The sequence below is a fragment of the Chryseobacterium sp. SIMBA_038 genome (assembly GCF_046535115.1).
Lineage (GTDB): Bacteria > Bacteroidota > Bacteroidia > Flavobacteriales > Weeksellaceae > Chryseobacterium.
Genome location: NZ_JAWRXH010000001.1, coordinates 1,240,015 through 1,253,159, shown reverse-complemented (window position 1 = coordinate 1,253,159; position 13,145 = coordinate 1,240,015). Strand labels below are relative to the sequence as shown.

Annotated in this window: 10 protein-coding genes; 6 read left to right on the top strand and 4 right to left on the bottom strand. The window is 35.1% G+C overall.

Annotated features, from left to right (window positions below):
• Positions 1–41: 41 nt before the first annotated feature.
• The 4 genes from SB689_RS05695 to SB689_RS05680 form a co-directional block, all read right to left on the bottom strand.
• A complete protein-coding gene (locus tag SB689_RS05695) occupies positions 42–2,108 on the bottom strand; it encodes a DNA topoisomerase 3 (protein ID WP_410691191.1) in 2,067 nt (688 codons plus the stop codon).
• Between the two features lie 22 nt (positions 2,109–2,130).
• Positions 2,131–3,540 (bottom strand): DUF3945 domain-containing protein, encoded by a 1,410-nt coding sequence (locus SB689_RS05690; protein ID WP_410691294.1) that lies wholly within the window; start codon positions 3,538–3,540, stop codon positions 2,131–2,133.
• A 273-nt stretch (positions 3,541–3,813) separates the two neighbouring features.
• Entirely contained in the window at positions 3,814–4,041 is a 228-nt protein-coding gene (locus SB689_RS05685; protein WP_410691190.1) for a hypothetical protein, read from the bottom strand.
• 34 nt (positions 4,042–4,075) lie between these two features.
• Positions 4,076–4,852 (bottom strand): XRE family transcriptional regulator, encoded by a 777-nt coding sequence (locus SB689_RS05680; RefSeq protein WP_410691189.1) that lies wholly within the window; start codon positions 4,850–4,852, stop codon positions 4,076–4,078.
• A 60-nt stretch (positions 4,853–4,912) separates the two neighbouring features.
• On the opposite strand from SB689_RS05680, the gene dinB reads away from it, so the two are divergent.
• From dinB to SB689_RS05650, 6 genes are all read left to right on the top strand, one after another.
• A complete protein-coding gene (gene dinB, locus SB689_RS05675; RefSeq protein ID WP_410691188.1) occupies positions 4,913–6,061 on the top strand; it encodes a DNA polymerase IV in 1,149 nt (382 codons plus the stop codon).
• Between the two features lie 18 nt (positions 6,062–6,079).
• Entirely contained in the window at positions 6,080–9,133 is a 3,054-nt protein-coding gene (locus SB689_RS05670) for a DNA polymerase III subunit alpha (RefSeq protein WP_410691187.1), read from the top strand.
• Positions 9,134–9,158: 25 nt separating this feature from the next.
• Positions 9,159–9,770, top strand: coding sequence for an alpha-ketoglutarate-dependent dioxygenase AlkB family protein (locus SB689_RS05665; RefSeq protein WP_410691186.1), 612 nt, complete (start codon positions 9,159–9,161; stop codon positions 9,768–9,770).
• A gap of 521 nt (positions 9,771–10,291) precedes the next feature.
• Positions 10,292–11,155: a lamin tail domain-containing protein gene (locus SB689_RS05660; RefSeq protein ID WP_410691185.1), complete on the top strand. Its 864-nt coding sequence runs from the start codon at positions 10,292–10,294 to the stop codon at positions 11,153–11,155.
• A gap of 632 nt (positions 11,156–11,787) precedes the next feature.
• Complete coding sequence (locus tag SB689_RS05655) at positions 11,788–12,399, top strand: recombinase family protein (protein ID WP_410691184.1); 612 nt, start codon at positions 11,788–11,790, stop codon at positions 12,397–12,399.
• A 213-nt stretch (positions 12,400–12,612) separates the two neighbouring features.
• Positions 12,613–13,143: a J domain-containing protein gene (locus SB689_RS05650; protein ID WP_410691293.1), complete on the top strand. Its 531-nt coding sequence runs from the start codon at positions 12,613–12,615 to the stop codon at positions 13,141–13,143.
• Positions 13,144–13,145 lie beyond the last annotated feature (2 nt).

Sequence of the window (13,145 nt, the reverse complement as noted above, 5' to 3'; positions counted from 1 at the left end):
CAGCCTCTTTTAATCCTATTCTAAAGAAAACTTATTTGCTTCTATTTTTCAAATTTAAATGAGGTGGTATGATCATCATTTAATAGGATATAGGCATTAAATCGAGCCCCTGATTTACTTTTCATTCCTGTGATCAGTGAAGTTTTGCCTTTATTGATAAGGTTTTCAATATCAGATAAGCCTAGCAGTACTCCACAAACATTCCGGAATTGTATCCATTGGCAAGAATGATCAGGACATTTTATAACTGTATCACGAATTATTAAATGCTGCGTTTTGCATTGAGGGCACAAAAGTTTGGGAAGATCAGGTCTTTCCATATGGGTTGTTAATAATTCTTCTGTCACAGAGCTGGTATACATCTCAATCTGCTTTTGAAAGTCATTTGCATTAAGTTCATTATTTTCAATATGCTGCAAAGCTAATTCCCATTCAGCAGTCATTGATACATCAGCAATCTTTTTACCTTGTACCCATTCATACACTCGAAGCCCTTTTCCTGTAGGAAGGAGTGATTTCTTTTCTCTACGGATATAATCTCTGCTAAGCAATGTTTCAATAATAGAAGCTCTTGTAGCCGGAGTGCCTATTCCTAGGTTTTTTAAAACTTTTTTTTCTTCTTCATTTTCAATTTCTTTTCCAGCATTTTCCATCGCAGAAAGCAAGCTTCCTTCGGTATATAGTGCAGGAGCCTGAGTTTTCTTATCCACTATATCGATTGTTTTAATCTTTAATTCCATCCCTTCTTTTAATTCAGGGAATTCCTGTACCGTTTCAGAATTATCTGAAAAACTTCCACAGATACCTCGCCAGCCCTTTTCTAATATCATACTCCCTTTGGCTACAAAATCATAGTGAAGTATCTGTAAAGTAATATCCGTAATTTCTTTGACACATGGTTGTGAAACCGCCTCCAGCAATCGAAAAGCAATTAAATTATAAATTGCATTTTCCTTTGCAGAAAGTGCTGATGGGATTTTCTCAGTAGTCAATAACCCATGATGATCCGTCACTTTTAGATCATTGACTATCCTTTTATTAAAGTTTCCCCAAGGAATAATACTTGTTGACTGCCTATATTGTTCTTTTTCATGTAATGCTCTTATCAGATCAGGAATTTCTGACCATACATCTTCAGGAATATATTTACTTCCTGTGCGGGGATAGGTGATGAATTTTTTTTCGTACAGGCTTTGAGCAATAACCAATGTTTCTTCCGCACTAAAGTGCAGTCTTTTATTGGCTTCTTTCTGTAATCCCGTAAGGTCAAATAGTAGAGGAGCCTGCTCCGTCACCGTTTTTGTATCAATTGTTCTAACGGTAGTTTGTGTACGGTTTCTTTCGATGGACTTAACAATGTCTTCAGCCTGTTTCCTATTACTAAACCTCATAACACCAATACTTTTTAATTCAATAAAGTCTTTATGATGCAATAATTCAATCTGCCAGTATTTCTGAACTGTAAAATTATGGTTTTCATAATATCGCTTACATATTATCGCTAATGTCGGAGTCTGAACTCTTCCTAACGAATATAAACCATCGCCGGCTGCAATACTCAGGGCCTGGGTGGAATTGATTCCCAATAGCCAATCGGATCTGCTTCTGCACTGAGCTGCAGCATATAATGCATTATATTGATTTCCAGGTTTTAAATTCTCAAAGCCTTGCTGAATAGCTTTTTCTGTTAGCGAACTGATCCATAATCTCTCAAAAGGTTTCTTACAGTTAAGATATTCATAGATATACCGGAAAATAAGTTCACCTTCTCGTCCTGCATCAGTAGCAACAATAATGCTTTCGCATTCATTGAATAATTGTTCGATAACTCTTAACTGCTTATCGGCACCTTTATCAATAATGAATTCCTTGTCTTTTTTTATTTTTCTGACAGTCAGGATGAAAGGATTAGGTAAGATAGGTAAAGCTTGTCTGTCAAAGCCTGAAACTCCATAATCTTCCGGCATCCCTAATGCGATCAAATGTCCGAAAGCCCATGTAACACAATATTCATTACCTTTCAGGTAGCCGTCTTTTTTTTCTGATGCTCCCAATAGGTTCGCAATCTCTCTTGCCACACTGGGCTTTTCAGCTATTACTACTTTCATTTCGATATTTATTTTGTTAGTATTATATGCTGCGTCTTTGGGCGCGAGATTGAGGTTTTTCCTGTTGCTCCTGTTGTTTTTTATCTTTGGGAGATTGTTGTCCTTTCTGTAACGGTTCTTTTACGTTTTTAGTTGCCTCATTCGTTTTCCCTTTCGAATTGACAGCCGTTTGGGTTTTATGGGTCTCTGTAGGTTTTGCATGCTCCTGCAATTTATCGGGGTTTTGGAAAGAAAAATCTATTTTTCCGGTTTCTTGATTAAACGTGATATAACCTTGATAGGGTTGGTTCTTTTTGTCAAGAAGACCATCAATATAGATGGTTTGGCCGGATTTAAATTGAGTGTATTGTTCTTCATTAAGTTCTTTTCCCCTAAATGTACTTGGAACCTCAGTCTGCTGGTTGCTTTGAGCTTGTTGTTTGCCTTGATTATTGTCAAAAAGAAATTCAACATATTTCTTATCAGCATTAAACTGAACATGAGCATCAAAAGGTTCTCCTTTAGTGGAAATCATTCCTTCAAGATATAAAGGCCTGCCTTCTTTTAATGTATGCTTTTGTGTTTCATCTAATTTTACTCCTTTGATTTCATCAGGAATTTTTACATTTTCAACTTTGTAAGCAATCAATTCATTGGTCAGTCGGTCTCTGCTGATAAGAGAAGGCGTGATTTCATCAGTTTTTGGATTAATGAGATCCACAATTCTTCCCATATTCCCATTTTCCATCAGGTTTTTTTTGTCTTCAGGACTAAATTCATGTCCCAGAAACTTAAAATTGAAATTGGGTTCTCTTCTGATACCGTGGATATTCATGACAATTTCGCCAGTGTCATTGGTTTGTAAAGAAAGACGCGCATCCATTTTGGTAAGAGCGGTTCCAAGGTTAATCGTGATGGGAACAAGCCCATTGGTTTTAAATCCTTTTAACATAGGATCCAAGGCATTTGATTTTTCCAGTTTTTCCTGGGTTAATCCGAATTTTGACATCATATTCCAGTCAATCTGATCAGCGGAATACTTATATTCCTTTTCTGTTGATGAGGTGTTTGTACTCATAGCATTGTTATTTTGATTTAATATTTTGTAAGTCTTTAAGAATTCTTCACCCTCGGTGCTTGGATGCTCAAGATGATGCTGAATCTGTTTTCCAATCTTATCGGACTCTTTGAGTGGAGAAGAAAAAAAGTTGAATCGTGTAGGGTTTTTGAGCTGGCTCAAAAAATTGGAAAGGAAGTTGGAGAATAAATCTCCCTGTTTATCAATTTTTAAAAATTGATTCTGATTCTTTTCTGTGTTGGGCACTGTTTTCAAATCACCTTTTTCGTCAATAGTCTTTACAGCTTCAATCTTGTTGGTTTTTGGGTTTAAAACAAGTAGAATATTGATTAAAGATGGATCGGGATTTTGTAGGTTTTTAGTATAATCCATGATGCTAAATATTTAATTAACATCGAAATTAAGAGTAGAGGATAAGAAAAGCTAAGGATGGTCGTGAGTGGAATAATTTGGAAGGGATTGTCAATTGTACGGCATGGAAAACAATTAAAAAATGATTGATAATTTTTTTAAATTGTTTTGTTATGTATTTTCTGAAAATAACTAATTTTACAGTGTCTCAACTTAGAGACATTTTTTTCATCATTTGTGTTTTTAATCCTGTTTTATGAATAATAAAACAGGATTTTTTATGGACTAGCGGAGAATCTAATATCCATTCAGATAGGAAGATTTATTATCAAAAATATTCATTCCGATAATTTTATCATGAGGGATGTTATAAATAAGTTCCACCGAAAAACTCGAAACTTCGTACAGAACATATTTTGATTGAGGAGTAATCCTTTCACTGATTAAGCGTCCGTGAGCCATCACAAAATCATATTGTGCCAGACGGTCAGGTAAGTTTTGAAAATCGTAATAAGAGATGATCATAGGTTATAATTAATGATATAGTATACGTTGTTTTTTAATTGGTCTTTGAAATCTTTTCATCGAGTCCCTGAATATCTTTTCTGATTTCAAGGAACATTTCTTTTAGATCATAATTTTCAAGCCTGTCGGGTTCAAAATCTTCAGGAAATATTCCTGAAGCATATTGCCAGATTTCAACAACTTCTTCTAAAGGAATATCATAAGGTTTGTAGAAGGAATTATCTGCGGCTACTGTTATTGATTTTTTATTGAAAGAAGTGAATCTTTTATAAGAAATACCATCATTTAAGGTGACAAAGACATAACTTTTACTGGGTTTCAGATCCTCAATATTTTCTATATACTTTCCAATGATGTAAGAACCGTCTTTGAAAGGAGGCATAGAGTCACCTTGGGCAGGAAAAGCTCTGTATTTACCGTTAGTTAAAAAAGGTAATGAGATTCTTTGTAAGTTTTCAATATATTCTGGATCGCTGTAACCGGATAAATACCCCATAGAGGCTTTCTGCGGAACAATTTCAATGCTGTTGTTGCCTAATTGATCTACCACCACAGGCAAAACGATCCTGTTATCCGGAAGTTTTAATATATCTTCCAGCGGGTATTTCCTGATATCCACAGTAAGAAGCAGGTCAATACTCAAATTAAAATATTTTGACATTCTGATGAGCAACTCATAGGGAGCTTCCGAACGTCCATCCTCATATTTTGAATACCGAACCCTGCTCATTAAAATTTTATCAGCAAGCTCCTGCTGTGATAAATTTTTCTGAGTCCTTAAAAACCTGATGTTTTCTGAAAAAATTGACATTGATACAAATTGTATCTGCAAATATACGAAAATGATACAAATAGTATCTAGTTTTGTAATGTGAACCGAGCGATTGTACATATGGATCTGGATACCTTCTTTGTATCCTGTGAGAGGCGTAATAACTCTCAACTTGACGGAATCCCCCTCATCATAGGGGGAGGTGACCGTGGAGTGGTGGCATCATGTTCCTATGAAGCAAGAATGTTTGGGGTACGTTCTGCCATGCCGATTCGAATGGCACTCCGACTATGTCCGGATGCAAAAGTGATTCGGGGCGACCATGAACTGTATTCTAATTTATCTCATTTGGTAACAGAAGTGATTCAGGGAAAAGTTCCGGTAATGGAAAAGGCAAGCATCGATGAGTTTTATCTCGATCTTTCCGGAATGGATCAATTTTTCGGTTGTTATCAGTGGACGAAAGAAATCGCTTCAGCAGTAACTAAAGAAACAGGGCTTCCAATAAGTTTTGCTTTGTCAACTAATAAAACAGTTTCAAAAATTGGAACGGGCGAATCGAAACCCATAGGAAGATTGGAAATTAAAGAATTGGAAATACAACCTTTTTTAAATCCATTATCTATTAAAAAGATTCCGATGGTGGGGGATAAAACTTTTCAGCTCCTGTCAAGAATAGGAATCCGTACTATTCATACGTTGTCCGAAATGCCCGTCTTGGTCTTGCAACAGATGATTGGATTGAATGGAAAGGAACTTTGGAAAAAAGCCAACGGGATTGATGAAAATCCTGTAGTTCCCTACTCTGAAAGAAAATCCATTTCAACGGAAAGAACTTTTACCAATGATACAATGGATATTTTGGAGTTGAAAAGATTGATATCAGGGATGGCTGAACAATTATCCTATCAGTTACGAAAAGAAAAATGGCTGACGTCGACAGTAGTCGTAAAGATCCGCTATGCGAATTTCGATACGGAAACCAAACAGTGCAAGGTTTCCTATACTTCTGCGGATCATAGCTTGTCTAGAGTAGCCTTAGAACTGTTTAATAAAGTATACACCAGAAGAATGAGGCTTCGTTTGGTGGGATTACGTTTTACAGGACTCGTTCATGGGAACCATCAGATGAATTTGTTTGAAGATACTGAGGAGCAGATGAGTCTGTATCAGAGCATGGATTATCTCAAAAACCGTTTCGGTATCGATGCAGTCGGTAGGGCATCAGGCTTTGATTTTGAAAAATAGAACTTTAAATTTTCAACTATGTTTTTGAATTGTCATTCTTTTCACAGCCTTCGTTATGGAACCTTATCCATAAAAGAATTGGTAAAGCAGGCTTATGAGCTAGGTATTAAAGAATTGGTCTTAACGGATATCAATACCGTTACGGGTATTTATGATTTCAAGAAAGAATGTGAAGATTTTGGTATTAAACCTATAGCAGGAATTGAATTCCGAAAGGAGGGTAAACTGCTGTATATTGTTGTAGCTAAAGAATTTTCAGGAATAGGTGAGGCTAATTCCATTATTACAAATTATAACTGTGAAGGAAAAGAATTTCAGGAGACAGCGCCGGAATTTAAGAATGTATTTATCGTCTATCCGATGAGTAATATTCCTGCTAAGTTGAAGGAAAATGAGTTTGTAGGTGTCAGAATAGACGAACTTAATTTTTTAATCAGACCGGAATATCAGCAACTGATTTCTAAAATGCTTGTCCTGCATCCTGTTACTTTTAAAACCAATGAGGAATACGAACTCCACAAAATTCTCAGAGCAATTGATAACAATACTTTATTATCCAAATTAACAAAAAAAGACGTTTGCAGAAAATCAGAGTATTTAATGAGTGAACAGGAAATAGTAAAAGGATTTGAAAGATATCCGGAGATTATTCAAAGAACAAAAGATATATTAACGCAATGCAGCTTTGAATTTGATTTTAAAAAAGTCAGGAACAAGCAGTGCTATACAAAATCAAAAGCCGATGATGTTAAGCTGCTCCGAAGGCTGGCTTATTCAGGGCTGGAAAAACGGTATGGACATCAGCATGAAGTAGCTAAAAAAAGAGTGGAAAAAGAATTGAAAGTCATCGATGAACTTAATTTCTGTTCTTACTTTTTAATAACCTGGGATATTATCTGTTACAGCAATAGTATGGGGTTTATGCATGTAGGAAGGGGAAGTGGTGCCAATTCCATAGTCAGTTACTGTTTAGGTATAACCGATATCTGCCCGTTGGAACTGGATCTGTATTTTGAACGTTTTTTAAATCTTAACCGAAAGTCTCCGCCTGATTTTGATATTGACTGGAGCTGGCAGAACAGAGACACAATACTGAAGTATATTTTCGACCGGTATGGGAAAGAACATGTGGCTTTTTGTGGAACCAATGTAGAATTTAAATACAAATCCATTTTCAGAGAAGTGGGGAAGGTATTTGGCCTGCCTAAGGAGGAATTGGATGATCTGGCCAAGAAGCCTATTGTAGAGCATGATCAGAATGCTGTTGTACAATCCGTTCATCAATATGGGAAACTATTGGAAAAGTTTCCTAACCAGCGAAGCATGCATTCCTGTGGAATCCTGATTTCTGAAGAACCGATTACCCATTATACAGCACTCGAAATGCCACCCAAAGGGTTTCCGATTGTTCAGTTTGATATGAACGTTGCCGAAGACATCGGGCTCGAGAAATTTGATATTCTTTCCCAGAGAGGATTAGGAACCATTAATGATACGGTAGAGCTTATCAAAAAAACAAGAGGAATTACGGTGGATATCAGAAACACTTCCTTGTCCAAAGATGAGGAGAAAGCCAATGAATATCTGGCGATAGGAAAAACCATTGGTTGTTTCTATATAGAATCTCCAGCTATGCGTGGGCTTTTAAGAAGACTGAAATGTGATAATTACAGAACTCTTGTTGCTGCTTCCTCCATTATCAGACCTGGTGTGGCACAGAGCGGAATGATGCGGGAATATATTTTCAGGCATAACCATCCTAATCAGTTTGAATATTTTCATTCGGTATTCGAAGAGAATCTAAAAGAAACTTACGGGATTATGGTGTATCAGGAAGATGTGATCAAAATTGCCCAATATTTTGGGGGACTGTCCTTGGCAGATGGGGATATTCTCCGCAGGGCTATGAGTGGAAAAGGACGTTCGATTGAGAAGCTCAGAGAAGTAAAAGCCAATTTCTTTGCATCCTGTAAAGAAAAAGGACATTCAGAGGTAATGACAACCGAAGCCTACAGGCAGATTGAATCCTTCGCAGGATATTCTTTCTGTAAGGCGCATTCTGCATCATACGCAGTAGAAAGTTATCAGAGTCTGTACTTAAAAGTATATTATCCGTTGGAATTTATGGTTTCGGTTATTAATAACCAAGGAGGTTTTTATCGCTCGGAGGTCTATATTCATGAAGCAAAAATGTCTGGTGGAAACATTCAGACGCCCTGTGTTAATACCAGCGAATATCAGACGACACTCCAAGGCAGGGATATTTATCTGGGGCTCATGCTGTTGGAAGGACTCGAAACAAGAATTGCCCACGGCATTGTTCAGGAGCGGGAGAGAAATGGTGCGTATAAATCATTGGAAGACTTTATCAGACGTATTCCTATCGGTATTGAAACGGTTCAGATTCTAATTTTTATCGGGGCATTTCGGTTGACGGGAAAGCCTAAAAATGAACTCCTCGTGGAAGCAAGAGTCTTACTGGTCAACTTTAAACCCGAAAACAGAGGGCTTATGCTCATTGAAGAACCCGTTCAGGAATTTAAACTGCCTCAATTGAAAAGAGAAAAGTTTGAAGATGCTTTTGATGAAATTGAGTTGATAGGATTTCCAGTTTCATGCAGCCCGTTTGATCTGCTGCAGACCCAATACAGAGGCTCGGTTTTTGTAAAAGATGTATTGATATTTCATAAAAGACAAGTGAAGATGCTGGCTTACCTGATTTCAAGAAAACATGTTCCGACTAAAAAAGGAACAATGTACTTTGGAACCTGGATTGATGCGCAGGGAGAATATTTTGACACCGCCCATTTTCCGGATAGTCTGAAGCAATATGATTTTCAGGGAGGAGGATGTTATTTGCTCTTGGGAACAGTAGAAGTAGATTATCATTTTCCAACCATTACCATTCATAAGATGGCGAAGATGCCCATGATTCCAGATCCCCGTTATGCTTATGATAAAGAAAAACAGTATGATATCCACCGGCAGATTAAGGAAGATGTAAGCATGACCCATAGAAAACCCTATCCACAAGCTCATGAGATAGGATTGCCACGACATAAGTTACAGTAACAATTTGTAAAATTTTATAATAAGAATGATGAACCAGTTGAGTTTATTTGATGCAGAAGAATTTTATGAGTTTCCAAAAGAACTTTTGGAATACAGAGAGCATTTTCTAAGCAAGGAAGAAGCAGATCTACTTAGAGATTGTTTATTGAATACCGCTCCATGGAAACAGCGAACTCAGAAAATGTATGATAAAGTTGTGCTTACTCCGCGGCTAACAGCGTGGTATGGTGATTCAAAATACAATGAATCTGAAAAAGAAAACAAGTCAACAAACCCATGGACGCCTGAACTGTTATCCTTAAAAGAAAAAATCGAAAAAGAATTTGGCTGCAAGTTTAATGGAGTCCTGCTGAATCTTTACAGAAATCAGAATGATTCAGTAGCCTGGCACAGAGATAAAGAAAGCCGATATGGAAAACGTCCGGTTATTGCATCAATCAGTTTAGGGCAGACCAGAAATTTTGATTTCAGGAAAAAAGACCATCATCAAAGTAAATATAGTCTTCCGCTTCCTCACGGCTCGCTACTCATCATGAAAGGGGATTTGCAGGAAAATTGGGAACATAGGATTGCGAAGTCTACGGTACCTATGAAAGAGCGGATTAATTTGACGTTTAGGTTATTGATGGAGAGTTAGATATTTTTTTCATTTTTTATTATATGGATGTTAAATGCTTTTCATTATAGCTCCAATCAAAATTCATTTATTTTTTAAAGCTTTTCTAAATGACTTAAAAAAAATACCTCCCGGGGCAATGGGAGGTAAATTTTAAACTTTTCAGAATGAAATATATTTATGTGATGGTGAAATTTTAATTTCAAATTGTATGCCATACCAATGTTTAAATCATTAAATCGTGATTTTTGTGGTATCTTTTTAAACATAGGATATTATATGAAATTTACATAAGATGTGTCAGAGATGCCGAAAGGTATTTTTATTCAATATTTCCACTATAACTCTAAAAATATCGTCAACGTATATTGTTATCCTACTAAGTATTAAAATATATGATTATATGATCGAAATCATAAACATAATATTGTATAATTATAAATACTTTGGATTATGTGAATATATTTCAATTAATGTGGTATATAGTTATTGATATGGTATTAATTTTGTATAAATTATAATAACCAATAAAATATTACATTATGGAAAAATTTTTTACCCTTATCGGATTTGTTTCGATAGCAGCATTTTCTAATGCACAGATTGTTATTAATGAAATCTACACTGGTGGTGGTATTTTAGGTGCAGCGATTACAAATGATTTCATAGAATTAAAAAATATTGGAAGTACGACTGCCTCTCTTAACGGCGCAACACTACAATACGGTTCTGCTACCGGTGGTTTTACACAATATTATAATATTCCGCCAATCAGTCTGGGTTCTGGACAGACTTATTTAATTCAACAAGGTGGTGATGGTCTAGGAGGCATTATCAATTTGATTAATCCCAATCTTATTGTTAATGTTGTGTTAGGATTTGATGGTTCTGTCAATGTTGGTGTCGGTGTCGGTCTTGCGCTTACCTCGGGTAAAGTTGCTTTAGCAAGTAATTCAACACAGGTTACAGGACCGACGGCAACAAATGTTTTAGACTTTGTTGGATATGGGCTTGCCAATCAGTATGAAGGATCTGCAGCAGCCCCATCGCCTACAATTTTAAACTCAATTAGTAGAACGGCTGGGGACACAAATAGTAATTTTGTAGATTTTACCGCAACGCTGCCAAATCCTCAATCGTCCTCTGGAACTTTGGCAGTGAGTGATTTATCCAGTAGTCACAACAGTAACAATTTCATTAAGAATACGTTTGTAAATAATGATGAAATTATTTTTGATGTTGATGTGAAGGATGTGAAAATTTATACTCTTTCAGGAAACCTTGTAAAGCTCAATTCAGGAGATAATAACAATAGGCTTAATATTGCAGAATTACAGAAAGGACCTTATATTGTTACAGGAACCATCAATAATAAATTGGTTTCCAAAAAGATTTTGAAAGATTAATTATTTAATACAATAATATAAAAACAGCTGTCACAGACAGCTGTTTCTTCTTGTCTGAGAGTTATATTGGTGTTCCTATAGCAAATAGAAATAAAGAAGGAGAGTTTGTTTATATGAATATAGATAACGTAAATAGTTTTGGAAAAGAGACAGGTCCATATAGTAAATTAGTATTTTTGGACGTGAAGTAGATGAACAAGATGCTTATCTATCTGGGCACAAAGACTATATGAATGATGAAAAAACTGTACATCATGATATTGCAATAAAAGAGGCGGAAAATAAAATTAATTGATGTTGGGAAAAGGTTTATTAAGCATTACAAATCAAGTAATTGAAAGAAAAACTGTAAAAACAAATGGACTCCTCAGAACTTTCCGAGTATTTAATAAAACAATAACAACACCTTTTTCAAAAAATGGTAAGCCTGTGAATAGGTCTTATGAACTAGAAAGAGAAAATGTAGTAAAAAATTGATAATGGGTAAATATAGAATTCCAATAACGGTAGTATTTTGAGATTTTTGAATACGTAAATTTTGAAATTATAATTTTTCAATTAACTTTCTCAAAATCTCGTATCATTAAACAAAGTTTCATAAATTTACAAAGTATGAGTTTAATGTAACAATTATGAAAATAGGATATGCCCGGGTTTCGACCAAAGATCAAAATTTAGATTTGCAGATTGAAGCTCTTGAAAAAGCAGGTTGTGAGAAAATCTTTCAAGAGAAAATTTCAGGCGCAACAAAGAATCGTCCCGAACTTGATAAGATGATTGAGCAGTTCAGAGAAGGTGATGAACTTTATGTATGGAGATTAGACAGATTAGGAAGAAGTTTAAAGCATATCATTGATATGGTTTTAGGCTTAAATGAAAAAGGAATTATTATAAAAGGTCTTGTGGATGGTGTAGATACTTCTACGATTAACGGACGATTATTTTTAAATTTAATGGCTTCTTTGGCTGAATATGAAAGAGAATTGATAAGAGAGAGAACCAATGCAGGATTACAATCTGCAAGAGCTAGAGGAAGAACAGGAGGCAGACCAAAAGGATATACACAAGAAACAATTTCTAAACTTTTAATTATGCGGTCTGTATATAAAGATCCAACCAAATCTCCGGAGGAGATTTACAAGCCACTTGGTTTGACTAGAGCGACATTTTACCGATATGCCAAGATTCTTGACAATCATACAAATGAGGAAATAAAAAAAATGGCAATTAAGAAAAGAAATTAATTTTTATTGTCATTGTCATTGTCATTGTCATTTACGGTAACCCGCAATTGTAAACAGATTATATGAATTATCTTTGATAACGTCATATAAACTGAAAAAATATAAATACTTATGCTTTATCGCATATCCAGTCGAATTTGGGTCGATATGCGCAATAATATAGCGGATATATACAAGAGTTGTACGACATTTTAAGTGAACGATTTAAATAACATGATTAACCATTACAAAATTTTAAATGTTTCTGAAAATGCTTCTGAAATGCAGATAAAGAAAGCATTTAGAATATTGGCTTTAAAATTACACCCAGATAAAACGAAATTTCAAAATTCGAATGAGTTCTTGCGAATTAAAGATTCTTATGATATTTTAATTGACAAAAACAAAAGAAGAATTTATGATACACAACTTTATAAATTTAGAAATCCTCAACCACTATATTCGGATGTTGACTTAGGGAAATTGAGTGAGACGACATATTCGAAGGATAATATGGTTTTAAAGATTTTAAATTTCTTTATAAGAATTACTATTGTTGCTATTTTTATTACTATAACAACATATTCTTGTGATTTCATAAACAATAATATTTTTACCAGTAAAAAAGACTTTTATAATCAAAATGCCAATTTACCTGAAAATAAAGCAAAGTCGGACAGTTTAATTACTGAGGATTTAAAACTTGAAAAAGCGTTAAAAAATACTGAAGAAAAAAAACTAAATAACGGCGAAATTAAATTTTAAAA